The following is a 22,879-nucleotide window of genomic DNA, read 5'->3' as shown; positions in this document are numbered from 1 at the left end:
GGCCGTTGGCAACGGGCGAGGGCGAAAGTCGGTCAGACCAATGTGAGCTGGCGTTCGTGCTCGGGCGCGTGCACGAGCACCTGGTTGCGGCCGTTGAGCTTGGCCCGGCGCATGGCCCTGTCCGCGGCCACCACCAGGGCGTCGCGCCGCGAGCCCCGCTGAGGGCTGACCGAGGCGAGGTCGGCCACGCCGCAGGAGATGGTCACCTTGATCTCCGGGCCTTCCAGGCTGATGTCGTTGACCTCCACGACCATGCGCAGCTTTTCGGCGGCCCGCGCGGCCCGGTCCGCGTCGGTCTCGGGCAGGATGATCATGAATTCCTCGCCGCCGTAGCGGGCGACCACGTCCGAGGTGCGGACGTTGGCGGCCAGCAGCCGGGCCACCTCGGCCAGGGCCAGGTCGCCCAGCGGATGGCCGAAGGCGTCGTTGACCTGCCGGAAGTGGTCCAGGTCGACCATGACCAGGGCGAGCTTGTTGCCGTAGCGCTCTGCCCGGGCGATCTCCTCGTCCAGGCGGTCGAAGAACCAGTTCCGGTTGGGCAGGCCGGTCAGGTCGTCGTGGGTGGTCAGGTCGGCGATCTTGTCGTGGGCCCCTTCGAGCAGGCGCATGAGCCGGGCCCCGCAGAACAGGGCGATGCCCAGGACGAGGGCGGCGGCCAGGATCAGGGCGGCCATGTTGTACATCTGGTCGTGCAGCAGGGAGACCGGCAGCAGGGCGGCAACGACGACGGTCAGGGACAGGCCGCACTGGAGCAGGAAAATCCGCCAGGCCTGTTGCCGCAGGCGGCCTTTGAGAGTCTGGGACATGCTGCCTTCCTTGTTTCGCGTATGGACTTGTCTGTCTTGTACCCAAAACACGAAAAAAAGGAAAGAGGCCGAGCCCCTACGTTATCCAGCGGAGCCGGCCGGCCCCGCAAAGGGGCTACGCCAGGGCCAGGCCCGGCGCGCGCCGGTCCACCGGGCGGGTGAGCGGCGTCGCCCGTTCGCCTATCAGCCCGTCGAGCAGGGCCTTCTGCCGCGAGGACAGGGCCGCGCGATCCAGGCTGCGTCCGGCGTCGAAGATGCCGACCACGTCCTCGATGACGGTCACGCTGCGCGCCCGGTGGTGCCAGTCCGCCATGTTCCGCTGGCAGGAGTCGAACTCGCCCCGGAAGCGCCAGCCGCCGCAGCGGTCCACCACCAGCCTGCGCGACAGGCACAGGCAGAGCAGGTCCAGGTTGCCGGGCCTGACCAGCGGCCCGTCGTCGAAGACCGGCAGCCAGGGCTGGCCCAGGGCCAGCTGGGCGTCGATCCGTCCGATGACCATCTCGGCGTCCCGGTGGCGCAGGTAGCGGCTCAAGGCGCACGGCTTGAGCACGTTGTCGTCGTCCAGGAAGATGATTTTCTCCCCGCCCGAGAGCTTGAGCAGGGTGTTGCGGACCCCGTGCCCCCGGTCGCGGCTTTCGGGCAGGCTGAAGGTCCGAACCGGGTAGTCGCAGGCGGGCGCGCCGCCCCTGGCTCCGTCGAACCCGATGAGTATTTCCAGTTGGTTCCGCTCCAGCCCGGCGAACCGGGCCGCCCTTTCCACGGACGAGACCGCGTTTTTCAGGGCGTTCGGCCGATTTCCGGCCGAGGGCGTGATGATCGAAAACAGAATATCGCCGTCCATGGCCATACCGTTGTCTCCCTCCCGCGTCCATGCGGGGTTGGCGGGGCAGGCATGCCCCTTGTGATGCTCTTTGCAAGGCCGGGAAGGTCCCGGCGCTTCCTACTACGTATCGGCGTTGAAGTTGTTTTGTTTAGGGGGAGCGGGGGGATTTCTTCATTTTCGCGGAATATCGGTGATTTTGAGTTTATTCTGAATACCGAAATGATAGGGTGTGGATAACTTGTATGCGGGTTGCAGACTCCTCCGGGCGGTGAAGAGCGTGCCTGCGGCACGCGAGAGCCGGTGAAGGGATTGCACCCCTTCAGCCTCCGAGAGCCGCCGTGCGGGGCTGCGCCCCCTGCACGATGCTCCATGCCCTCCCGGCGGGGTCCATTTTTTTGCTGGCCCAAAAAAATAGACGAAAAAAAGGGCCTTGGAGTGTGGGGCGGCCGCCCGGAGAACGGGAGGCAAGAAGCTGATCCGCTCGGGGCGGCTCCCGAATCGAGGCTCGCTGCGCTCGCGACGATTCGAAGAGCCGCCGCCCCTCGCGGTCAGCTTCTAACCTCACGTTCAAGGGCTCGTTTGGGTGAAAGGAAGAGGTGTGGCGGGACGCGGGAGGCCGTGCTGCGATTCGTAATTGAGGGAGCCGCTGTCGGACGCAAGCGTCCGAGTCGCTCCAGGGGCGCCTCAATGAGTTCCTGGCGGGCTTTACGCCAAGCCAAACGCCACGACCCAATACATTCATGCGTAGGCCAGCAATCGGAAGCGGCCCCTAGAGCCCGTGTCTGGTGGCGAAGCGCAAACCGGATCGAGTCTGCGCAGCAGACATCTATCCGGGCAGCGAAAGCCGCCTACGGGCTCTTGGGTCCGCTTCCGCCGCGCTCGCACCACAGCGCAGTTTTTGCTTCCTTTTTTCTGCGCCAGCAAAAAAGGAAGTCGCCGTAAAGGCGAAAAACAATGTGAGGAGGACAACCCAAAGCCTGGACGCGGATGCGCGGACGCTCCTCCGGGCACACCAAAAAGCACGCCATAAGGCGTGCTCTTCTTCCCCCTTCTTCGAGGGGACCAAAGAACGGCTTTTTTAAAAGCCGTTCTTCCGCAGGTACTCCATGGTGATGCCGCCGGGTTCGGCGGCTTCCGAACCGGCGGTCCACGGCTGGACCATCCGCTCCACGTACTTGCCGATGACGTCGGTCTCCATGTTGACCCTGGTGCCCGGGGTCCAGCCGGAGATGGTCGTGACCTTCTGGGTCTCGGGGATGATGTTCACCTCGAGCCAGGTGGGGGCGCAGTCGTTGACCGTCAGGCTGATGCCGTCCAGGGTGACCGAGCCCTTGGGGATGACGTAGCGGCCGTGGGCCGCGTCAAAGGACAGGCGGTATATCTTCGATTCGCCCGCCGGGCGCACCTCGGCCACCTCGGCCATGCAGTCCACGTGCCCGGCCACGATGTGCCCGCCGAAGCGGTCGCCCATGGCCATGGCCCGTTCCAGGTTGGCGGTGCTCCCGGGCCGCAGGGAGCCCAGGCTGGTCACGGACAGGGTCTCGCGGCTGGCGTAGCAGGTGAACCAGCCGTCGGCAAAAGTCTCCACGGTCAGGCAGGCGCCGTTCACGGCGATGGATTCGCCCAATTCCATGTCGGCCATCTCGAACAGGGGGCGGATGCGGAAGCGCGTTTCGGAACCCCTGGCCTCGACGGCCTCGATGCGGCCCATGCCCATGATCAGTCCGGTGAACATACAAAATACCTCGTTTCAGGCGTTGGATGCGGCCGTTGTAGCAGGCCGGGGAGCGGGTGTAAATCAGCGGCTAGCGCAGGAAAGCGCCGAGCAGGTCCTGGTAGCCGGGCCGCTCCTTGACCTTGTCCAGCGCGGCCTGGAAAGCGTCCACCAACTCGGGCGGCGTGTCCGGGTGGAAGGCGAAGTAGACCGGCGTCTCCCGCAGGACGTACACGATCTCGAAGCTGTCCGGATCGAGCCCCTCCCGGGCCGTGATCTGGTGCCAGCACCCCTCCTCGTAGGCCACCATGTCCAGGCGACCGGTCATGAGCTTGTCGATGTTCTGGCGCATGCGGGCCACGGGCTGGATGCGGGCCACGCTCCGGTACCCGGCGAGCAGGGCGTCCGAGATGTCCTCTCGCACGGTGCCCACGGCCAGCCCCTTGATGTCGTCCAGGGAGGTGAGGCTGATGCGCCGCTCTTTGCGGGCGATGAGCGCGAACCGGGCCGAGGCGATGGGGCCGGCCCAGCGGAAGGCGTTCTCCCGTTCCGGGGTCCGGGCCACGCAGAAGAGCGCGGTGCCGGGCTCGTGCCGCACCCGCTCGTAGGCCCTGGCCCAGGGCATGGACTCCACGGGCTGCTCGGGCGTGCCGAGTTCGGCCCAGACCATGCGCAGCAGGTCCACGGCGACCCCCTTCATGACTCCGTTCTCCTCGTAGTTGAACGGGTAGTACTCCTCGGTCAGCCATGCGTATTCGGCCAGCCGGTCCGCCGGACACCTGCGGTTCGCGGCCGAGGCCGGGAGAGGCGGGAAAAGGAGCAGGAGGCAGAGGGCCAGGCCCGCCAGCGGCCCGGCCGGAAAGTATGCGGCCCCGGCGGCTGTGGATCGGTGGAGACGGCGTTGACGGGGCTGCATGTTTCGACCTCTAGCAGGAGAAACGGGGGCTGTAAATCAACGACGTCAGTTCAGGTATTTGTTGAGCAGCGCCCGGTAGCCCGGCGTGTGGGTCACGGCGTCCAGGGCCTTCTGGAAGCGGCGGATCAGGGCGTCCGGCGTATCCAGGCTGAAGGCGAAATAGAGCGGATCGGTGCACAGGGTCATGATCGGCTTGAACTCGCCCGTGGGGCAGCCCATGCGGGCGGCGAAGTGGTGGAACTGCATGGCGTCCATGGCCACGGCGTCCACCCGGTCGCGCCGTAGCATCTTGATGGCCGTGTCCGGCGAGCCCGAGCCGGTGTAGGGCAACCCCGCGTCGAGCAGGATGTTGGCCGAGGCCACGTCGCGCACGGCGGTAAGCCGCCAGCCGCCGAGATCCTTGAGGGAGCGCGCGCCCAGATGGCGGGAGCGCATGGTGAAGACTTCGGTCTTGCCCCGGACGATGGGGCCCACCCATTTGAAGTCCCGCTCCCTCCCCCTGGTCCGGTACATGGAGAAGAGTACGGTCCGGGGATCGACGTGGCCCATGTCGTACGCCCTGGGCCAGGGGAACAGCTCGATGGGTTGCTCCGGCACGCCCATCTCCCGCCACATGCGCCTGAGCAGTTCCACGGCCAGTCCGGTGAGTCGGCCGTCCCGGGCGTAGTTCATGGGCCAGTACTGCTCGGTCATGTAGGTCAGGTGCGCGGCCGGATCGGCGGGTGCGGCGGCCCGGGCCGGAACGGCCGCGAGCAGGGCGATGGCGAGCAGGAGGAACGGCGGTAGGTGGCGGAGCATTGTCACGGGGTAGTCGACGGCGGGAGGAAAGACAAGCGGGAAAAGGAGCGGGGGGCTGAAAAGCCCTAATCCGCGTAGCGATCGAGCAGCGTCCGGTAAACAGGGCGCTTGGTGACCGCATCCAGGGCCCGTTGGAACCGGTCGATCAGGGCGTCGTCGGTGTCCGGGCTGAAGGCGTAATACAGGGGGTCCTCGCTCAGGATCAGGGCGGTCTCGAAATCCTCGGCCGAGAGGCCCATGGCGGCTATGGTGTGCCGGAAGCGGGATTCGTCCAGGGCGATGGCGTCCACGCGTCCCGATTGCAGGAGCTGGACGGCGTGCTCGGCGTGGCTGGCGTAGGTCGGGATGATTCCGGCCTGAAGGACCTTGGAGGTCGAGGCCGTGTCGCGCAGGGAGGCGATCCTCAGGCCTGTCATGCCGCCGGGGGACAGCTTCTCATGGTTTCGCGATCGCAGGCGGAAGAGGGCCTGGCGTCCTCTGGCGATGGGGCCGACCCATTTGAAGATGGTTTCCCGTTCCCTGGTCCGGTAGACCGAGAATATCGCGACCTGCCTGTTCCACTGGCCGCAGTCGTAGATGCGTGGCCACGGCATCACCTCGATGGGCTGTTCCGGGACGTCCATCTCCCGCCAGATCAGCTTGAGCAGGTCCACGGCCAGGCCGGTGGGCCTGCCCTGGTCCATGCAGATGAACGGCCTGTATACTTCGGCCAGATACGTGATTCCCGCAGCGGGGTCGTCTGAAGCCTGCGCAAGGCCCGGTGAGGCCATGAGCAGTCCGACGAACAGCGGCGCGGCGACGAGCCTTGCAAGCAACATGCTGTATTTCTAACCGAGCGGTAATGTTAAGGCAAGGTTGAGGCCGGTCCGGTCCCTCTGCTCCGGGGGCGCGGCCGCCGTCGCGCGCCCGAGCCGGAAGGTCCGTGAACAGGGCGCGGTTCAGTACACGTAGAAGTTGAGCAGGTTGCGGTAGACCGGCCGCTTGACGATGGTGTCCAGGGCCCGCTGGAACCGGGCGATCAGTTCGTCCGAGGCGTCCCGGCTGAAGGCGTAGTACAGGGAGTCCTCGCTCAGCACCAGGATGGCCTCGAAGGCGTCCGGTGGGGCGTTCGTGGCCGTAATGGTCTGGCGGAACTTGAATTCGTCCAGAGCCAGGGCGTCCACGCGGCCCGATTCGAGGAGCTGGAAGGCGTGCTCGGCGCTGGAGGTGTAGACCAGGGGAAATCCGGCCCGGAGCATCTTGGTGGCCGCGGCGATGTCGCGCAGGGAGGCGATTTTGTGGCCGGCCAAATCCTTGAGCGAGCCGGGCCTGAGGTTTCGGGAGCGCAGGGCGAACAGGGCCAGCCTGCCCTTGACGATGGGCCCGACCCACTTGAAGGAGGCCTCCCGCTCCTCGGTCCGGTACATGGAGAAGATGACCACGTGTTGGTCCCGCTGGGCGCTGTCGTAGATGCGCGGCCAGGGCATGACCTGGATGGGCTGTTCCGGGACGCCCATCTCCTTCCAGATCAGCTTGAGCAGGACCACGGACAGGCCGGTGGGCCTGCCGTCCACCGTATAGTTCAGGGGCCTGAACTCCTCGGTCAGGTAGGTGAGACCCTCGGCGGGGTCGCTCGACTCATGCGCCTGCCCCGGCGAGGCCAGGAGCAGGCAGGCGAGCAGCGGCACGACAACGAGACTGGTTACCATCATCCAACAATAATAGCCAAGCGGGGATGACAAGGCAAGCTTCGGCCTTGTGCCGGGCGGGGCCTCAGCGGCTGCGCAGGGTGAGCATCAGGTCCGTGCCCACGGGCTCCAGATCGGCGATGCGAAAATCCAGGGCCTGGGCCATGGACGGGGCCTGGCGGCCGGAGTAGGCGGCCGGGGCGTCCTCGTCGCCGAGGATGCGCGGGGCCACGAAATGGACGATCTCGTCGGCCAGACCCTGCTGGATGAGGGTCATGGCGAACCGGCCGCCGCCCTCGCACAGGGTGTAGTGGCAGGCGCAGTCGTAGCGCAGGCGCTCGAAGCCGCAGGACAGGGACAGCGCTCCGGCCCGGCCGGGCAGGGGCCAGACCGAGGTGCCGCGCCGCCGCAGGACGTCGGCTTGCGGGCTGTGGGCCGCGGTCCTGGAGGTCATGAAGATGGCCCGCTCGGGCCGTTCGCGCAGCAGGGTGAAGCGGCTCGGGTCGTCGGGCAGCCGGGAGGTGACCACCACGCCCCAGGGCTGGACGAAGTCGGCGGGCAGGTTCTCCTTGCGGCAGGTCAGGCTGGGATTGTCGGCGTAGAAGGTGTTGCCGCCGACGATGACCGCGCCCACCATGGAGCGCAGGTCGTGGACCCGGGCGAAGGATTCGGGGCAGGAGACCGGTTCGGGCCTGCGGTCCCTGGCCGCGATCTTGCCGTCCAGGGTGGCCGCCATCTTCAGGATGTTGTAGGACGAGTGGGTGTTCTGCCAGAGCAGGAAGTCGTCGATGAGGTCCCGGCATTTGTCTTCGAGCACGCCCACGGTGACCTCGATGCCGTGGCTGCGGAGCTTTTCCACGCCGCCGGCGGCCACCGGGTTGGGGTCGCGGACGCCGACCACCACCTCGGCCACGCCCGCCTCGATGAGCGCTTCGGTGCACGGCGGGGTCTTGCCGTGATGGTTGCACGGCTCCAGGGTGACGTACATGGTCGCCCCGCGCGGGTCCACGCCCTTTTTGCGGGCGTCGGCCAGACATTCGCGCTCGGCGTGGAGCTTGCCGTACCGGGTGTGCCAGCCCTCGGCCACGACAGCGCCGTCGCGGACCAGCACCGCGCCGACGCACGGGTTCGGGGCCGTGGCCCCGCGCCCGCGCCGGGCCAGATGCACGGCCCGGTCCAAGAACGCTTCGCTATTTGAAGTCGCCTTCCATGAAGACATGGTTCACTCCTGCCTCTTCGAGCATGGCTTCGGACAGATCGTCGGGGTAGTTTTCGGCGTAGTAGATATTCTGCACGCCGCAGTTGATGAGCATCTTGGTGCACAGGATGCAGGGCTTGGTGGTGCAGTAGATGTCGCACCCCTTGAGGTCCAGATTGTTGGTGGCGGCCTGGATGATGACGTTCTGCTCGGCGTGCAGCCCCCGGCACAGTTCGTGCCGCTCGCCGGACGGTATGCCGAGCTGGTCGCGCAGGCAGCCGACCTCCTCGCAGTGGGCGATGTTGGTGGGCACGCCGTTGTAGCCGGTGGCCAGGATGCGCTTGTCGCGCACGGCGATGGCCCCCACGGCGCGGCGGGTGCAGGTGGAGCGCTGGGCCACCAGATGGGCTATGCGCATGAAATATTCCGGCCAGGGCAGTCTGTTGGGCATGGGTTTCCTCGTTCGTTTCGAAGTGGAGGTCGGTTCGGACCACCTATCACTTCTCGTCCCGAAAGGAAACGCCCGCCCTTTGCGCCGCCCCGGCCCGCCCATCCCCCTGGCGAAGCGCAAATAAACCCGCGCCGAAGGCGCATAAACGGGATGCAAGGGTGCGAACCCTATCGCTGCTGTCTTTAAGGCTCGATGACTCGCCTAAGGGCTAGTGCTGCCCGCCGGAGGCGAAATCACCTAACAAACGCCGCGAAGCGGCTTCCAACCCTGATTTCTCTCCCGGCCAAAAAAAGATCCGACCGCGCGATGCGGCCGGGCCTTTCGAAAAGTGATGCGTCCCGGACCGGGACGCGCCGCTAGCCTCAGCCGCCGCCCGAGCCGCAGCCCGAGTCCCGCAGGGCGTCGAGATTCAGGCCGCCCTCCACCTTGGCGGAACAGGCGCTCATGAGCTTTTCGGTCTCCGTCGCGCCGCACTCAGGACAGGGGACGGCCTCGCCGCCGAACACGAGCTCCTCGAACTCGGCCCCGCACTGCTTACAGATATATTCATAGATGGGCATGATCGTATCTCCGGCGCACATATTCTCTGTCGATGTGTTGTAGATTGTGCAGGATAGGGACCTTGTCAAGGGACGCGTCCTTGCACATTGCACAAAATGTGTGCAATATGCGTGCATCAAGCTGCACAAAATAAGTGCAGAGTCTCCGGTCTGTCACAATTAACCGGCTGTATTCCCTATGGTTAGGCGTTTGGCACGGGCGATGCTTTGTCGGGGGACAAGAAGATCACACACACTCTCTTCTTCCTGTTCGCATGAAAGCATCATTTTTTAGGAGGCGACGAAATGTCCAAAAAAAGTATCTCCATCTCGGCTCTGGCGGCGGTCCTGATCCTGGGGCTGGCCGCGTTCGCGGTGGCCGGACCCAATGCGGGCCGGGGATTTGCCGGTCCGTGCGGCGGCCCGGGCTACGGCCCGGCGTTCAGCCAGCTGACCCCGGAGAAGCAGGCCGAGGTCAAGGCCGTGATCGACGAGTACCAGCCCCAGTTCGAGACCGTCCGCAACCGGATCTGGGCCAAGCAGTCCGTGCTCCAGGCCATGATCAACGGCGGCCAGGCGGACGAGGAGGCGATCACCAAGCTGGTCACCGACATCTCCAGCCTGCGCAACAAGCTGCGTGACCTGCGCGTGGACATGTCCGACAAACTGGTCAAGACCACCGGCATCGCCTCCTTCGGCGCCTGCCCCGGCCCCGGCTACGGCAGAGGGTGCGACGGCTCCTTCCAGGGACGCGGCATGCGCGGCCAGGGCATGGACAGAGGAATGTACTAGGCCGTTGAATTGAAACGATATTTCCGATAACCCGGAAAACAGGATATTGCGGGATAGGCGGCGTGGGGCCGCCTGTCCCGCGAGTAATCATCTGCAGGCGATGGCGGGCGTGCAGGGGATTGGCGGCAACGTATCATTTTTCTTGAGGAGGTCCCTGGATGTTCCGAAAAATCACGTCCCTCACCGCGCTTCTGTCCTTTGTCGTCACGACCATCACCAGCGTTATCCTGTACATCGTGCCCGAAGGCCGCGTGGCCTATTGGGCCGACTGGCATCTGCTGGGCATGACCAAGAGCCAGTGGGGCGACGTGCACACCACCGTGGGCACCCTGTTCCTCCTCGCCTTGATCCTGCACATCTGGCTCAACTGGAAGCCGATCATGAACTACATGAAGAACCGCTCGCGCGAGTTGGTGGTCATGACCGGGCCCATGATCGTCAGCTTCATCCTGGTTTTTCTGGTCTTCGCGGGCACGCTCATCGGCGTGCCGCCCATGAGCACGCTGCTCGACTACGGCGCGCAGATCAAGGAGCAGGCCACCGAGACCTACGGCAACCCGCCGTACGGCCACGCCGAGACCAGCCCGCTCAAGAAGTTCTGCGGCTTCCTCGGCCTGGACGCGGCCATGGCCGTGACCGCCCTGCACGAGGCCGGGTTCGATTCGTCCATCAACGAGAATTCCCTGATCAAGGACATCGCCCGGTCGCGCGGCGTGAGCCCGCAGCACGTCTACGACATCATCCGCTCCAGGCAGGGGGGCGATCCCTTTTCCCTGATGCCCGCCCAGCCGCCGGAAGGCACCGGCAAGTTGACGGTCACCGCCGTCTGCAAGACCTACGGCCTGGAGCTGGAAGAGGTCCTGGCCCGGCTCAGGGGCGCGGGCATCGACGCCACCCCGGAGTCCTCCTTCAAGAGCCTGGCGGGCGAGCACGACATGTCGCCCAGGGACATCTACCTGATCGTCAAGGGCAAGTAACAGAGGCCGTATGGATGTAGTTCACCCGGAAGGCAGGGAGAAGGGGCCCCTGGTCGCCCTGGTCCTGGCGCTCATCGTGCTGGGGCTGGGCAGCCTCTACCTGACCTGGCAATCCATCGCGCAGCAGCGGCGGATCGTCGAGGACCACATGGTCATGACCGGCAACTCCATCCTGCGCGGCGTGGACAACAACATCTTCCGCATCGCCCGCACCCTGCGCATGGGCAACCAGTCCTCGACCCTGTTCCGGACCATGACCGAAGAGCTCTTCACCGAGCTGGCCAAGTCCGACGACATCGAGTTCGTGACCCTGTTCAACCGCGCCGGGCATCCCATCGTGACCTCGGTCAAGAAGGGCAAGCATCCCATCTTCCAGCTGCCCGAGGCCGTGGCCGAGGACATTGAGCCCGGCCGCGCCTGGCACGTCATGGCCGAGGTGGACAAGACCAGCGTGCTCCTGTCCGGGCTTCAGGTCCGGTCCGGCATCGCGGCCCTGCTCGGCGTGAACGGCCAGGACGGCGCGCGCAACCTGAACCAGGGCCACATGGACGACATGGGGCCGGGCATGATGTTCGACAACACCCAGTCCCAGGTCTACCTGGTGGTCGGTCTCAACGCGGAAAAGCACATGCGCCAGTTCCGCCAGTACCGCCAGGCCGCCACCTACCAGACCGGCTACGTCTTCCTGGCCGCCGTGGTCCTCTGGTCCCTGGCCTTCGCCTACCTGCGCCGCCGGGGGGCCAGCCGCAAGCTGATCCGCCTGGAGCGGTTCCAGAACAAGCTTCTGGACAACATGCCAGACGGCCTGGTCACCCTGGCCGAGGACGGCGAGATTCTGGCCGCCAACCGCTCGGCCCGCCAGCTGCTCGCCCCGGAGCCGGACGAGGACCCCGAAACCGGGGACGCCGAGTCCGGGCCCAGGGCGGGCGCGGCCAAAAAGGGCGAGGACGGTCCTCCACGTCCGCCCGAGATCGTGGGCACCTATTGGCAGGACTTCGACTTCGGCCTGCAGACCAACGAGAACCAGCCGTCCGGCCCGGTGGAGTGGGAGCAGTTCGACTACCAGGGCCGCCAGCTGGAGATACTTTTCCTGCCGTTCCAGGAATACGGCGGCAGCGACGGGCCGGACCAAGCCCAGAAGCTGGTGCTCATCCGCGACCGCACCCAGATCCGCTCCCTGGAGGAGGACCTGAACGAGGCCAAGCGGCTGGCCGCCATCGGCTCCCTGGCCGCGGGCGTGGCCCACGAGGTGCGCAACCCGCTCTCCTCCCTGCGCGGCTTCGCCCAGCTCTTCGCCACCAAGCTCAAGGGCCAGGCCCCGCTCGACCAGTACGCCACAGCCATGGTCCAGGAGGCGGACCGCCTCAACCGCGTGGTCACGGACCTGCTCTACCTGGCCCGGCCGCGCCAGCTGGACCCGTCCTTCATCGATCTGGCCAAGGTCGGCGATTCGCTCAGGCAGCTCATGCGCTTCGACTTCGAGGACAAGCTCATCGAGCCGGAGTTCGACTTCGGCCCCGAGCCGGTCTGGGCCGACCCGGACGCGCTGCGGCAGGTCCTGCTCAACCTTATTTCCAACAGCCTGGACGCCATCCAGGGGTGCGCGGACTGCGACAAGCCCGGACACGTCCGGCTGGTCTCCATGCGCGGCCACAAGGGCGTCTGGATCATCGTGGCCGACGACGGGCCGGGCATGGACCCGACCATCCAGGACGAGGCGTTCAAGCCATTCGTCACCGGCAAGAAGACCGGCACCGGCCTTGGGCTGGCCATCGTCCAGAACATCATGCGCGCCCACAAGGGCCGGGTGATCATCGAATCCGAACAGGGCCATGGGACCGAGATGAAGCTTTTCTTCCCGGATCCGCAGCCCTCCCCAGATAAGGAATTGGAATCATGAACGAAGAACGTATCGCGCTGATCGTCGACGACGAGCCGGGCCATCGCATGATGGTCCGCGCCGTGCTCGAGGACGACGGCTGGACCGTGCTCGAGGCCGAATCCGGCGAGCGCGCCCTGAACGTGCTGGCCGAGGAGGCCGAGTCCGACACCTACCCGGACGTGGCTATGGTCGACATGAAGATGCCCGGCATGGACGGCATGCAGCTTTTGAAGGAGCTCCAGGTCCGGCGGCCCTCCATGCCCGTGGTCCTGCTGACCGCCTTCGGCTCCGTGGGCAGCGCCGTGGACGCCATGAAGCGCGGGGCCTTCGACTACCTGACCAAGCCCGCGGACAACGACGAGCTGACCGCCGTGCTCGGCAAGGCGTTCGAATACCACAAGCTGCTCGACGAGAACGCCCGGCTTCGCGCCGAGGTGGGCAGTGAGCCGGATTTCATCGGGGCCAGCCCCGGCATCGAACTGGTCCGCAACCTGGTCGGCCAGGCCGGACCCACCGAGGCCACGGTGCTCATCCTCGGCCCCAGCGGTACCGGCAAGGAGCTGGTGGCCGAAGGGTTGCACAAGGCCAGCCTGCGGGCCGACAAGCCGCTCATCAAGGTCAACTGCGCGGCCCTGCCCGACGACCTGCTGGAGTCCGAACTCTTCGGCTACGAAAAGGGCGCCTTCACCGGCGCGGTCAAGGACAAGCCCGGCCGGTTCCAGCTGGCCGACGGCGGCACCCTGTTCCTGGACGAGATCGGCGAAATGCCCGCTCCGCTCCAGGCCAAGCTGTTGCGCGCCTTGCAGGAAAAGACCGTGGAGCCGCTGGGCTCGGTGCGTACCATCCAGGTGGACACCCGGATCATCGCGGCCACCAACCGGAACCTGAAAAGAGAGGTCGAGGCGGGCCGCTTCCGCGAAGACCTCTACTACCGGCTGGCCGTGCTCGAAATCCGCATCCCGCCCCTGTGCGAGCGCAAGGAGGACCTGCCGCTTCTGGTCAGTTTCCTGCTCCGGCGGCTGGGCAACAAGAACAACAAGATCATCCGTACCGTCACCCCGGCCTTTCTCGACGCCCTGTCCGGCTACGACTGGCCCGGCAACGTCCGTGAACTGGAAAACGTGCTCGAACGCGCCCTGATCCTCTCCCGGTCCGACGCGCTCGGCCCGGATCTCCTGCCGCCCCAGATCACCGGCGCGCGCGAAAACGTCATCGACATGGAGTTCCACCACGCCGGACGGCCCGCGCCCACGCCCGCCAACCTCGAAGAGGCTGAAAAACAGGCCATCATCCAGGCCCTCGAGGAAAACGGCAACCACCGCGAACGCACCGCCGAAGCCCTCGGCATCAGCCGTCGCACCCTGCAATATAAGCTTAAAAAGTACGGTTTGACCCGCCGCTAGCGGCCGGGGGAAGGGGGAAAGGGAACCCTTTGAAAAGGGCTTCCCTTTCCCCCTTCCCCCGGACCCCCATCCCCCTTTCCCTCCTAAACTTTTTATTTCCGCCTTCGGCGGGGCCGGTTGATGTGTTTCGGCCTTTTTGAGCCGGAGGCCGTCTTGTTGCGTTCGCACGTCCTTGCCGAAGGCACACAAAAAGCTTTGAAGGGGAGTCCAGAGGGAAACTTTCTCGAAAGTTTCCCCTCTGGCCGATCGCTGCTGTCCTCATCCGTAGGGCTCGAAGACTCGCCAACGGCTGTAGGCCCGGAGGCATTCTTCCTCCCCCTGTCAAGTTGCTTTTTTATGCTTATCTGGTGCTTTTGGGCGTCATTCTTCGACAAAACAGGGTGTTGGCGAAAACCGGGGGTATGCTGGTTTGGATTCCTGGGGATGGACCTCGGGGGCGAAACCAGGAGGTTGCCATGGCAGCACCATATACCTGTGACGTGAGGCGCGGCCCGGACGGGCGGATTGTGGAGAAAACCGAGACGGTCAGGGGGCGCAAGTCCACCTGGACCTATGCGTATGACGACGGCGGGCGGCTGACCGAGGCCAAACTGGACGGGCGGCTGATCTGCCAATGCTGGTACGACCGCGAAGGCCGCCGGGTGCGGGATTACCTGCCCGCCACGGCCGGGGCGAACTACCGGGACTACCAATACACCTCGGACAACCGGCTGATGCGCGCGGGGGGCGGGCAGTACTCCCATGACGAGCGCGGTTTCCGGTCCATCTGGTCGGACAAGGGCGTGTACACCCTGTACGAGTACAGCCCGGACTATCGGCTGCTCAAAGCCGAGGAAGAGGACCGGGACAAGGTCTTCACCTTTGCCCACGACGAGGACGGGCAACGCGTGGCCAAGTACCGGAACGGCCAGCTCGTCGAGGCCTACCAGTGGCTCGATTTCGTGCGCCTGGCCGCCTTCCACGACGGACAACACGCCTACGAATTCGCCTACCGCGACGGCGAGCGCACGCCCTTCGCCATGCGCCGCGACGACGGGATCGTGGCCGGGCTCTTCTACGATCAGGTCGGCTCCCTGCGCGTGGTTGCCGACGTGGACGACAACGTGATAAAGGAAGTGCTGTACGACCCGTTCGGCGGCATCATCGAGGACACCAACCCGAGCCTGCGCCTGCCCATCGGCTTTGCAGGCGGCCTGCACGACCGGGACCTGGGCTTCGTCCGCTTCGGGTGGCGGGACTACGACGTCAGGACCGGCAGGTGGACCGCGCCGGACCCCATCGGGGACAAGGGCGGCGACCCGGACTGGTACGGGTATTGTCTTGATGACCCGGTTAATAGTAACGACCCATTGGGATTGTGGGTACAATTGGCTGGTCCCTTCTTGAGAGCGGCACCCACAATCAATAAAATTGGTAGAGAAGCGGCGGATGTGTTTCTCCCTCCAAGTGGAGGCGTAAAGGATGTTCTCTTGGAAGCTGGAACGCGTATCTGGGAAAATGGTATTGGGAAATACGATCAGCGGATTGAAGAAATACAAGAAGGCCGGTTCGGCAAACGCGGTGAGAAAATAGACGAATATTACAATCAAACATGGAAGAAATGACATGAGGGGGCTGGCGGCGAATCCTGTCGTCAGTCCCTTTTGAGGTGCCAATGTTACAGTTTGTCACTACTCGGTTGCTGAACAACAGCCGCGTAATATTATTTTCCGGAATTGTATTCTATTTCATGGTGGTCGTTTTGGAGAACAGCCCTTTCGCGTTTGTCGTGTTCGCGTTTGTGGCTTCACCGCTCTTGATCGCTATAAGCAGCGAGAAATCCATTACTATCAGAGAGTATTTTGGATTGATGGCTTCTTGGAGAAACATGAGATACTCGCTCTTGTTGCTACTTGTCTTTCTCATTGTGTCCATTGTGCTGGCGGTCGCTGTCCAATTGGGCCAGTCGGCGTTTTATGTTCGCGTGTTGGCTGTCTTGTCTTTTTCAGGAGCATATACCGCCTTTTCCCCGCTCCTTGTAAGAGTGGCCACGGGTGAATCTCGGAGGTTGAAGGGAGCCGGTAAAATCGCTTTCATTGTCGCGACCATTTCCTTGTATGTCCCGTTCAATTATTTGCTAACCATATGGCATTCAACCTCTTCGCTCATGATGGTCCTCACTGCCCTCATCGGCTCTTTCGCACTTCTGCTCACCTTTTGTACCGTGACGGCTGCGGCAATAGCACCTGATCCGCCCCGATGAAAAGGCAGGATTGCGACGGACCCGTTTAGCCCGAATATGCCTCCCGAAACGGTCGAAGGGCAAACCGCAACAATCGCAATAGAAGGGGGGGAAACAAATATATGACTCAATCTCAAAAAGAGAAAAGCGTTCGGGCAAACAAAAGTCTCAGCCTACTGCCTCTGGCTGGTGGGGTCGCTAGTCTGCTGGTTGCCTCGACTATGGTATTCGATCTCGGATACTGTACCCGTTTCGGATATTGTTGGGAGTGGGGGCGGTATCTCCTCGCGATGGGTGTCAGTGTCGGTGGTGTCGGAGTGTTTATGATTGTTGGCGCATTTTGTGGGAGAAAGAGGAGCGAACCGATTACAGTCTGCCCCCATTGCGAAACCGCGCTGCCTCTTGCCAAAGCACGAGACGGAACGTGCCCTCGATGCGGTACTCCCATGGAACCTCTGGAAGGTTTCTACGTGCGCCATCCCGAGTTGAAGAAACAAGCATGAAAGTACAGGCCCCGTTTCATACGGGGCCTCTTGTTTTGCGGTGTCTCCCCGCCCCTCCATGGACGGCGGGGGGCGATCCCGCAGTCCGGCGCGTGCGCCCGGATTTCGCCCCGGTCGGCCAGGTCGTTTGCCCGGTAGGGGGGCGGTTGCCTCCGTAGGCTGGCGATGGGAGCGAGTGCGCATCGCTTCCCACGATCCCGAATGACTGTCGGCCTGCCCGGCGTTCCGCCAAGACTTCGCCTTTTTCACGGGAACGACGAGATTTTTTATCCAAGCCGTGTTATGTTGTCCCTTAAACTGTTTTCATCGGGATCATGAAGCCGGGTGGAATCGCTTTCGCAAACCAAAGGAGATGTAATCATGGCTATATTCCAAACCAAAGACGCCGTTGATATTTATTACAAGGATTGGGGCCCCGAGTCCGCACAGCCGATCGTGTTCCATCATGGATGGCCCTTGACCGCCGACGAATGGGATTCGCAGATGCTCTACTTCCTGGACAAGGGCTTTCGCGTCATCGCGTTTGACCGTCGGGGTGACGGCCGGTCCTCGCAAGTCGGGGCCGGAATCGACATGGACCACTATGCGGCGGATACCGCCGAGTTGGTGGACAAGCTGAATTTGCGCGACACTATTCAGGTCGGCCATTCCACCGGCGGCGGCGTGGTCGCCCGCTACGTGGCCGGCGCGGACAAGGGGCGGGTGGCCAAGGCCGTCCTGATCGGCGCGGTGCCCCCGATCATGGTCAAGTCCGACAGCAACCCCGAGGGCACGCCTCTTGAAGTGTTCGACGGCTTCCGCGAGCAGTTGCTCAAGAACAGGGCGCAATTCTTCCATGACATCGCTTCCGGGCCGTTCTACGGATTCAACCGCGACAACGTGGAAGCCCAGCCCGGCATCGTCCTCAACTGGTGGCGCCAGGGCATGATGGGCGGGGTCAAGGCGCAGTACGACTGCGTCAAGGTTTTTTCGGAGACCGACTTCACCGAGGACCTCAAGAAGATGGACGTTCCCACCCTGGTCATGCACGGCGAGGACGACCAGGTCGTGCCGATCAAGGACTCGGCCATGCGTTCGATCAAGATGCTCAGCAACGGGACGCTCAAGACCTATCCGGGGTACCCCCACGGCATGGCCACGACGTATGCGGACGTCATCAACAAGGACATTCTCGAATTCATTCAGGACAACTGATCTGACAGGCGCTGCATGCGTCAAGAGGACCGGTTCGGCGTTGCCGAGCCGGTCCTCGTCTTTCTCGGGCTTCCGCCGCCGATGCCGTCAGCTCAACGCATGCGCCCGGATCTCGTCCAGACGGGCCAGGTAGTCGGCTCGGTACAGGGGGCCGTTGTCGGCGAAGGCTTCGGCGGCCGGACGGTGGGTGTCGCAGAAGGTGGCCAGCAGCGGATTCTTGAAGATGCGGCCGTAGGCGCGGACCATGTGCAGGGTGTTGTGGCATACGGGCATGAATTCGCCGGACGCGGCCAGCAGCGGGGTGCGGTCGCGGGAGAGGTCCATGAAGAAGCTGCCCACCGCCTCGGCCCAGGGGTAGTTGCGCTCGCTGGCGAAGCGGTCGATGACCGCCTCGTCGTCCAGGACCGCGGGCTGCCACGCCCGGTCCCACTCGGGCACTGTGGTTTCCGTCTCGTCGTAGCGGATTTCCCCGGTCTGCGTGAAGTCCGCGACCTTGTCGGCCAGCCGGGCCCACAGCGGGCCGATGTGCTCCACGTCCCGAGAGGCGCGCAGGCCGGTGACCGTGCCGTCGCGTTCTTCCAGTTCGATCTTGAGAAACGGGCAATGCGTTTCGATGCCGTCCCCGGATTCCCGCCATATCCCGCCGAACACGCGGTTCACGTCGAGGGTGCGCACGCCCAGTTCGCGTTCCCAGACAGCATAGTGTGCCGGGGCCTCGCGGCTCAGGGCCGTCCAGTTCTCCAGATAGGAATGCGGGGCCGGGCCGAATGCCGGGTAATGGTTCAGGCGGGTGACAAGGAGAATCGGCGTGTCCGGCAGCCGCTCGCGGATGTAGGCGAGGAACTGGCCGAACCGTTTCAGGTAGGTGGCCGGGTTGGGCGCGATGGCGCGGCAGTTGGTCTCCATCCAGGCGACCAGGACCGGGGCGGCGCGCCAGGCCGCCGGGTTCATGTGGAAGATGAAGCCGTTCCGTTCGTGCCTAAAGAGCGGAGCGGTCTCATGGAACAGGTTCAGGACGAGCAGGGCGGGCGGCTGGCTTTCTTGTCCGGGCAGGCCGAACTGGTCTTCGGGCCGGCGTCCGTTGAAGGCGTCGGCCAGGCCGTGCTCGCGGACCAAGCGGGCGAGGGCGGGCGGGATCCCGTCCGGGTGGCTGGCGTGGGTCATGGGCGAGGCCAGCTCGGAGTGTCCGACAGGCAGGCCGAGCCCGGCCACGGACCGGGACAGGAAATCCATTTGACAGTTGCCCAGAAAGTACAGCATTCTTTACCTTGTTCTTATCCTTGCGAAATCGTTAACGTCATCTTCTGCATACGCGTGGAAGCGGGACAGGGCAAGCCATGGCCAGACTGACCATCGAAACCTTCATCCTCGGTCCGGACGAGACCAACTGCTACCTGGTGAGTCTGGACGGCCGCGCCGTGGTCGTGGACGTCGGCCTGGAGCCGGGCCGGTTGATCGAGCGCATCAAGGCCCTGAACCTGACCCTGGAAGGCGTGTACCTGACCCATTTTCACCTGGACCATATCGGCGGGGTCAAGGAACTGCTTGAGGCCCATCCCGCTCCGGTCTATGCCAGCGGGGAGGACGAGTTCCTCAAGGAATTCTCCTTCGAGGCGGGCGGCTGCCGCGAGTTCGCGCGGTTCATCGACTTCCCGTACACGCCCATTGTGCCGGGGCGGCGCACCGCCCTGAGCCAGCCGCTCCTGGTTCTGGACACGCCGGGCCACACGCCGGGCAGCCTGTCCTATTTCTTCCCGGCCGCCGGGTGCGTATTCGTGGGCGACCTGCTGTTCATGATCGCCGTGGGCCGCACCGACCTGCCGCGCGGCAGCTCGTCGGAGCTGCTCGGCTCCATCCGTTCGCGCATCTTCACCCTGCCGGACGACACCCGCGTCTATTCCGGCCACGGGCCCATGACCACCGTGTGCCACGAAAAGGCGAACAATCCGCATTTTATTTTTTAAGCCCTTAATTCCGGCCAGATAATGGTTACCTTTCCCGCGCCGATGATGTAGCGTGAGCCCATCGTTCGGGGTGCGTCCCCCGTATTCTTAGGTCTCAACGCAAGGATTTTCGCCGTGTCCGCCAAACTTTCGCATCTTGTTCTGGCCTGTCTCCTCTCTCTGATCCTCGTTCAGCCCGGCTACGCAGCCGATGAAAAGAAGCCCTCAGAGTGGGGCACCGTCACCGGCCAGGTCCGGCTCTATTATTTCACCCAGCGCAACAAGACCACGACAGGGCAGGAGTTCGACAACATCAAGGAGTCCCTGGCCCTGGGCGGCTGGCTCAAGTACGAGACCCCGTGGATTGCCGACCACTTCGGCGCGGGCGCGGCCGTGTACGGCACCGCGCCCCTGACCGGCGAGTTCAACCAGGAGGACCAGGGCGGCACCGGGCTGCTTTCCTCGGACAACGAGGGGTTCGCGGCCCTGGGCGAGGCGTACCTCAAGGCCCGGTACGCGGGGACCGAAGCCCGCGTCTGGCGGCAGCGCATCGAGACCCCGTTCATCAACGGCAACGACAGCCGGATGCTTCCCCAGACATTCGAGGCCTACGGGCTGAAATCCGGCGACATCGACAACCTGGAACTGTCCCTGTTCTGGGTGGACAAGGAAAAGGGCCGCGACACCGAGCTGTTCAAGTCCATGAGCTACATGGCCGGGCTGCGGGACAAGGACCGGGGCGTGGTCATGGCCGGGGCCGACTGGAAACCCTTCGATTACCTGCCGCTGCGCTTCTGGAACTATTACGCCCCGGACCTGGACAACACCTTTTTCACCCAGCTCAAGTACACCTTCGGCGACCCCGAAGGCGTCCACTACTCTCTGCTCTTCCAGGGCGTGGACCAGCGCAGCGTGGGCGACCAGCTCAGGGGCGACTACAGCACGGGCGAGGCCGGGCTCATGGGCTCGCTCATGTACGGCGGCTTCACCTTCGACCTGGGCGGGACCATCGTGGACGACTCGGAGGGCATCCGCAGCTCCTGGGGCACCTATCCGTTCTTCAACAACATGATGGCCTACAACTTTGCGCGGGCCGGGGAAAAGGCGCTCCTGCTCGGCCTGGCCTACGACTTTTCGCACATCGGCTGGGACGGCTACCGGGCCGATATCAAGGCCGTTTTCGGCGATACGCCGGACACGGGGCGCAACGCCTCCTTCGACCGCAACGAGTACGACCTGGATCTCTATTACGACTTCGACGGCGACCTGAAGGGGCTCACCGCGCTCAGCCGGTTCTCCTACCAGGACGCGGACGAGAGCATGGGCGGCCGGGACGGCTACCAGGTCCGGCTGCGGCTGCAATACAACTTCCAGTTGCTCTAGAAGGGGCGAGGCTTCCGGCTTTCGGCAAAAAGGGCTTTATATCCTACGTGCTTTCTATTATGTTGCAGTCGGCTGGCTTCCATAACCACTAAGGAACGACAGATGGCTGAAGAAAGCGCCCGGGTGAAGGCCGACAAGGCGTACGCGCCCGAAACCCTCGAAGCGGCAAAAAAACTGCTCAACAAGCGGTTCAAGTTCATAAAGAAACCGGATGACTCCCTGAAGCGGCTGGCCCGTCTCGGGGTCAAGCGCGTGGCCGCGGACATGACCGCCAATCCGCACCGGTACGAACGGCTTAAGGCCGAGTCTCCGCTGCCCGAGGTCCAGGCCCTGGACCCTCTGGACATCCTGCGGCACGACCACCAGCTTCCGGCCCTGCCCCAGGTCTTCCTGGAGTTGCAGCAGGCCATCAGCTCCCGGTCCACTTCGGCCGACGACCTGGCCGAGATCATCAGCCAGGACCCCGGTCTGACCGCCTTTCTCCTGCGCATGGTCAACTCCGCCTTCTATTCCCTGCCCATGCAGATCGACACCATCTCGCGGGCCGTCACCGTGGTCGGCGTGAACCAGCTGTCCACCCTGGCCGTGGGCACCTCGGTCATGTCCCTGTTCAAGGACGTGCCCGCCGAAGTCATCAACATGGAGCAGTTCTGGAAGCACTCCATCTGCTGCGGCCTCATCGCCCGGCGGTTGTGCCGCATCACCGGCCAGGGCGACCCGGAACGCGCTTTCGTGTCCGGTCTGCTGCACGACATCGGCCAGCTCATCCTGCTCCAGGTGGAGCCGGAGCGGGCCACGGCCGTGCACGCCCACGCCCGGGCCAAGGACGCGGTCCTGTTCGTCGAGGAAAAGGAACTGCTCGGGTTCGACCACGCCACCCTGGGCGGCATGCTCCTGCGCAAGTGGAATTTCCCCTATATCCTGGTCTCCGCCGTGCTGGAACATCACCAGCCCAAGAAGGGCCACAAGGAGGCCGAGCCGCTCCTGGTGCACTGCGCCGAGACCATCGCCACCGGCCTGGGCGTCGGCTCCAGCGGCGAGTTCTTTGTCCAGCCCCCGTGCCCCGAGGTCTGGGCCTCCATGAACTTCACCGCGGAGCTGATGGACGAGATGGTCGAGGACCTGGACGAGGAACTCGACGAGGCCTTCGCCATCCTCCTCGACCAATAGCCGGGCCGCTCGACAGGGCCCCCGAATCCCGATAAACCCGCCGGCCCGCGCGCCGGGTTTGACAACCGGCGCGCCAGGCCGTAGATGTTCCGACCGAACCCGAATTCACGGAGGTTTTGTCATGCGAGATAAAGTGGAAGCCGTGCTGGACAAGGTCCGTCCCATGCTCCAGGGCGACGGCGGCGACGTGGAATTGGTCGAAGTCACCGACTCCGGCATCGTCAAGGTCCGCCTGACCGGGGCCTGCAAAGGATGCCCCATGTCCCAGATGACCCTGAAAAACGGCATCGAACGGATTATCCTCAAGGAACTCCCCCAAGTGAAGGGCGTCGAAGCCGTATAGCGGTGATGATGCCTCCGGCGGCCGGGGGAAGGGGGGAGAGGGAACCCTTTCAGAAAAGGGTTCCCTCTCCCCCCTTCCCCCGGACCCCCATCCCCTCTCTCCCTCCTAAACTATTTGGGTCGCTTCGCGAAGGGGAGTGGGTGGGCCGAGAGGCAT

The 22,879-nt window shown here is 64.3% G+C and carries 22 protein-coding genes; 11 read left to right on the top strand and 11 right to left on the bottom strand.

The features are described 5' to 3' along the window. Nucleotides 1–32: 32 nt before the first annotated feature. The 10 genes from ACR42D_RS16370 to ACR42D_RS16325 all read right to left on the bottom strand — a co-directional run bounded on the left by ACR42D_RS16370 (nucleotide 33) and on the right by ACR42D_RS16325 (nucleotide 8,933). The gene (locus ACR42D_RS16370) at nucleotides 33–806 is read right to left on the bottom strand and encodes a GGDEF domain-containing protein (RefSeq protein ID WP_484567853.1); all 774 of its coding nucleotides are present in this window, start codon (nucleotides 804–806) and stop codon (nucleotides 33–35) included. A 115-nt stretch (nucleotides 807–921) separates the two neighbouring features. Further along, nucleotides 922–1,653 (bottom strand): glycosyltransferase family A protein, encoded by a 732-nt coding sequence (locus tag ACR42D_RS16365; protein WP_484567852.1) that lies wholly within the window; start codon nucleotides 1,651–1,653, stop codon nucleotides 922–924. 1,054 nt (nucleotides 1,654–2,707) lie between these two features. Then, the gene (locus ACR42D_RS16360) at nucleotides 2,708–3,364 is read right to left on the bottom strand and encodes a riboflavin synthase (RefSeq protein ID WP_484567851.1); all 657 of its coding nucleotides are present in this window, start codon (nucleotides 3,362–3,364) and stop codon (nucleotides 2,708–2,710) included. A gap of 70 nt (nucleotides 3,365–3,434) precedes the next feature. Then, entirely contained in the window at nucleotides 3,435–4,259 is an 825-nt protein-coding gene (locus tag ACR42D_RS16355; RefSeq protein WP_484567850.1) for a substrate-binding periplasmic protein, read from the bottom strand. Between the two features lie 45 nt (nucleotides 4,260–4,304). After that, on the bottom strand, nucleotides 4,305–5,057 hold the full coding sequence (locus tag ACR42D_RS16350; RefSeq protein WP_484568476.1) for a substrate-binding periplasmic protein: 753 nt from the start codon (nucleotides 5,055–5,057) through the stop codon (nucleotides 4,305–4,307). A 65-nt stretch (nucleotides 5,058–5,122) separates the two neighbouring features. Next, a complete protein-coding gene (locus ACR42D_RS16345) occupies nucleotides 5,123–5,875 on the bottom strand; it encodes a substrate-binding periplasmic protein (protein WP_484567849.1) in 753 nt (250 codons plus the stop codon). Between the two features lie 120 nt (nucleotides 5,876–5,995). Continuing rightward, nucleotides 5,996–6,748 carry a substrate-binding periplasmic protein gene (locus ACR42D_RS16340; protein ID WP_484567848.1) on the bottom strand — a complete coding sequence of 251 codons (753 nt, stop codon included), beginning with the start codon at nucleotides 6,746–6,748 and terminating at the stop codon, nucleotides 5,996–5,998. A 61-nt stretch (nucleotides 6,749–6,809) separates the two neighbouring features. Continuing rightward, complete coding sequence (ribD, locus tag ACR42D_RS16335; RefSeq protein WP_484567847.1) at nucleotides 6,810–7,943, bottom strand: bifunctional diaminohydroxyphosphoribosylaminopyrimidine deaminase/5-amino-6-(5-phosphoribosylamino)uracil reductase RibD; 1,134 nt, start codon at nucleotides 7,941–7,943, stop codon at nucleotides 6,810–6,812. Then, on the bottom strand, nucleotides 7,915–8,373 hold the full coding sequence (locus ACR42D_RS16330) for a deoxycytidylate deaminase (protein WP_484567846.1): 459 nt from the start codon (nucleotides 8,371–8,373) through the stop codon (nucleotides 7,915–7,917). The genes ribD and ACR42D_RS16330 overlap by 29 nt, the downstream gene beginning before the upstream one ends. 362 nt (nucleotides 8,374–8,735) lie before the next feature. Further along, nucleotides 8,736–8,933: an FmdB family zinc ribbon protein gene (locus tag ACR42D_RS16325; protein WP_484567845.1), complete on the bottom strand. Its 198-nt coding sequence runs from the start codon at nucleotides 8,931–8,933 to the stop codon at nucleotides 8,736–8,738. Nucleotides 8,934–9,218: 285 nt separating this feature from the next. On the opposite strand from ACR42D_RS16325, the gene ACR42D_RS16320 reads away from it, so the two are divergent. From ACR42D_RS16320 to ACR42D_RS16290, 7 genes are all read left to right on the top strand, one after another. Next, a complete protein-coding gene (locus tag ACR42D_RS16320; RefSeq protein WP_484567844.1) occupies nucleotides 9,219–9,704 on the top strand; it encodes a Spy/CpxP family protein refolding chaperone in 486 nt (161 codons plus the stop codon). Nucleotides 9,705–9,862: 158 nt separating this feature from the next. Beyond that, nucleotides 9,863–10,681, top strand: a complete 819-nt coding sequence (locus ACR42D_RS16315) for a DUF4405 domain-containing protein (protein WP_484567843.1) — start codon at nucleotides 9,863–9,865, stop codon at nucleotides 10,679–10,681. 10 nt (nucleotides 10,682–10,691) lie between these two features. Further along, on the top strand, nucleotides 10,692–12,581 hold the full coding sequence (locus ACR42D_RS16310) for a two-component system sensor histidine kinase NtrB (protein WP_484567842.1): 1,890 nt from the start codon (nucleotides 10,692–10,694) through the stop codon (nucleotides 12,579–12,581). After that, nucleotides 12,578–13,966 carry a sigma-54-dependent transcriptional regulator gene (locus ACR42D_RS16305; protein WP_484567841.1) on the top strand — a complete coding sequence of 463 codons (1,389 nt, stop codon included), beginning with the start codon at nucleotides 12,578–12,580 and terminating at the stop codon, nucleotides 13,964–13,966. Before ACR42D_RS16310 ends, ACR42D_RS16305 begins: the two co-directional genes overlap by 4 nt. A 455-nt stretch (nucleotides 13,967–14,421) precedes the next feature. Beyond that, a complete protein-coding gene (locus ACR42D_RS16300) occupies nucleotides 14,422–15,570 on the top strand; it encodes an RHS repeat domain-containing protein (protein ID WP_484567840.1) in 1,149 nt (382 codons plus the stop codon). A 50-nt stretch (nucleotides 15,571–15,620) separates the two neighbouring features. Continuing rightward, a complete protein-coding gene (locus tag ACR42D_RS16295) occupies nucleotides 15,621–16,208 on the top strand; it encodes a hypothetical protein (protein WP_484567839.1) in 588 nt (195 codons plus the stop codon). Nucleotides 16,209–17,050: 842 nt separating this feature from the next. Further along, complete coding sequence (locus ACR42D_RS16290; protein WP_484567838.1) at nucleotides 17,051–17,884, top strand: alpha/beta fold hydrolase; 834 nt, start codon at nucleotides 17,051–17,053, stop codon at nucleotides 17,882–17,884. 87 nt (nucleotides 17,885–17,971) lie between these two features. On the opposite strand, the gene ACR42D_RS16285 is transcribed toward ACR42D_RS16290, so the two are convergent. Beyond that, nucleotides 17,972–19,144 (bottom strand): SGNH/GDSL hydrolase family protein, encoded by a 1,173-nt coding sequence (locus ACR42D_RS16285; RefSeq protein ID WP_484567837.1) that lies wholly within the window; start codon nucleotides 19,142–19,144, stop codon nucleotides 17,972–17,974. 77 nt (nucleotides 19,145–19,221) lie between these two features. Here ACR42D_RS16285 and ACR42D_RS16280 point away from each other — a divergent pair, with 77 nt between their 5' ends. From ACR42D_RS16280 to ACR42D_RS16265, 4 genes are all read left to right on the top strand, one after another. Beyond that, nucleotides 19,222–19,848, top strand: coding sequence for an MBL fold metallo-hydrolase (locus ACR42D_RS16280; RefSeq protein ID WP_484567836.1), 627 nt, complete (start codon nucleotides 19,222–19,224; stop codon nucleotides 19,846–19,848). Nucleotides 19,849–19,962: 114 nt separating this feature from the next. Continuing rightward, nucleotides 19,963–21,210 (top strand): OprD family outer membrane porin, encoded by a 1,248-nt coding sequence (locus ACR42D_RS16275; RefSeq protein WP_484567835.1) that lies wholly within the window; start codon nucleotides 19,963–19,965, stop codon nucleotides 21,208–21,210. A 102-nt stretch (nucleotides 21,211–21,312) separates the two neighbouring features. Continuing rightward, nucleotides 21,313–22,380 carry an HDOD domain-containing protein gene (locus ACR42D_RS16270; RefSeq protein ID WP_484567834.1) on the top strand — a complete coding sequence of 356 codons (1,068 nt, stop codon included), beginning with the start codon at nucleotides 21,313–21,315 and terminating at the stop codon, nucleotides 22,378–22,380. Nucleotides 22,381–22,501: 121 nt separating this feature from the next. Beyond that, a complete protein-coding gene (locus tag ACR42D_RS16265; RefSeq protein ID WP_484567833.1) occupies nucleotides 22,502–22,723 on the top strand; it encodes a NifU family protein in 222 nt (73 codons plus the stop codon). Nucleotides 22,724–22,879: the final 156 nt, after the last annotated feature.

The organism is Pseudodesulfovibrio sp. lm2024 (genome assembly GCF_051175575.1).
Classification (GTDB): Bacteria; Desulfobacterota; Desulfovibrionia; order Desulfovibrionales; family Desulfovibrionaceae; genus Pseudodesulfovibrio; species Pseudodesulfovibrio caledoniensis.
This window is presented reverse-complemented; position numbering and strand designations above follow the sequence as displayed.

Excerpts from the sequence above, each read along its gene's own strand:
- ACR42D_RS16370 (WP_484567853.1), bottom strand. The coding sequence starts at position 806 with ATGTCCCAGACTCTCAAAGGCCGCCTGCGGCAACAGGCCTGGCGGATT.
- ACR42D_RS16365 (WP_484567852.1), bottom strand. The coding sequence starts at position 1,653 with ATGGCCATGGACGGCGATATTCTGTTTTCGATCATCACGCCCTCGGCC.
- ACR42D_RS16360 (WP_484567851.1), bottom strand. The coding sequence starts at position 3,364 with ATGTTCACCGGACTGATCATGGGCATGGGCCGCATCGAGGCCGTCGAG.
- ACR42D_RS16355 (WP_484567850.1), bottom strand. The coding sequence starts at position 4,259 with ATGCAGCCCCGTCAACGCCGTCTCCACCGATCCACAGCCGCCGGGGCC.
- ACR42D_RS16350 (WP_484568476.1), bottom strand. The coding sequence starts at position 5,057 with ATGCTCCGCCACCTACCGCCGTTCCTCCTGCTCGCCATCGCCCTGCTC.
- ACR42D_RS16345 (WP_484567849.1), bottom strand. The coding sequence starts at position 5,875 with ATGTTGCTTGCAAGGCTCGTCGCCGCGCCGCTGTTCGTCGGACTGCTC.
- ACR42D_RS16340 (WP_484567848.1), bottom strand. The coding sequence starts at position 6,748 with ATGATGGTAACCAGTCTCGTTGTCGTGCCGCTGCTCGCCTGCCTGCTC.
- ribD (WP_484567847.1), bottom strand. The coding sequence starts at position 7,943 with ATGTCTTCATGGAAGGCGACTTCAAATAGCGAAGCGTTCTTGGACCGG.
- ACR42D_RS16330 (WP_484567846.1), bottom strand. The coding sequence starts at position 8,373 with ATGCCCAACAGACTGCCCTGGCCGGAATATTTCATGCGCATAGCCCAT.
- ACR42D_RS16325 (WP_484567845.1), bottom strand. The coding sequence starts at position 8,933 with ATGCCCATCTATGAATATATCTGTAAGCAGTGCGGGGCCGAGTTCGAG.
- ACR42D_RS16320 (WP_484567844.1), top strand. The coding sequence starts at position 9,219 with ATGTCCAAAAAAAGTATCTCCATCTCGGCTCTGGCGGCGGTCCTGATC.
- ACR42D_RS16315 (WP_484567843.1), top strand. The coding sequence starts at position 9,863 with ATGTTCCGAAAAATCACGTCCCTCACCGCGCTTCTGTCCTTTGTCGTC.
- ACR42D_RS16310 (WP_484567842.1), top strand. The coding sequence starts at position 10,692 with ATGGATGTAGTTCACCCGGAAGGCAGGGAGAAGGGGCCCCTGGTCGCC.
- ACR42D_RS16305 (WP_484567841.1), top strand. The coding sequence starts at position 12,578 with ATGAACGAAGAACGTATCGCGCTGATCGTCGACGACGAGCCGGGCCAT.
- ACR42D_RS16300 (WP_484567840.1), top strand. The coding sequence starts at position 14,422 with ATGGCAGCACCATATACCTGTGACGTGAGGCGCGGCCCGGACGGGCGG.
- ACR42D_RS16295 (WP_484567839.1), top strand. The coding sequence starts at position 15,621 with ATGTTACAGTTTGTCACTACTCGGTTGCTGAACAACAGCCGCGTAATA.
- ACR42D_RS16290 (WP_484567838.1), top strand. The coding sequence starts at position 17,051 with ATGGCTATATTCCAAACCAAAGACGCCGTTGATATTTATTACAAGGAT.
- ACR42D_RS16285 (WP_484567837.1), bottom strand. The coding sequence starts at position 19,144 with ATGCTGTACTTTCTGGGCAACTGTCAAATGGATTTCCTGTCCCGGTCC.
- ACR42D_RS16280 (WP_484567836.1), top strand. The coding sequence starts at position 19,222 with ATGGCCAGACTGACCATCGAAACCTTCATCCTCGGTCCGGACGAGACC.
- ACR42D_RS16270 (WP_484567834.1), top strand. The coding sequence starts at position 21,313 with ATGGCTGAAGAAAGCGCCCGGGTGAAGGCCGACAAGGCGTACGCGCCC.
- ACR42D_RS16265 (WP_484567833.1), top strand. The coding sequence starts at position 22,502 with ATGCGAGATAAAGTGGAAGCCGTGCTGGACAAGGTCCGTCCCATGCTC.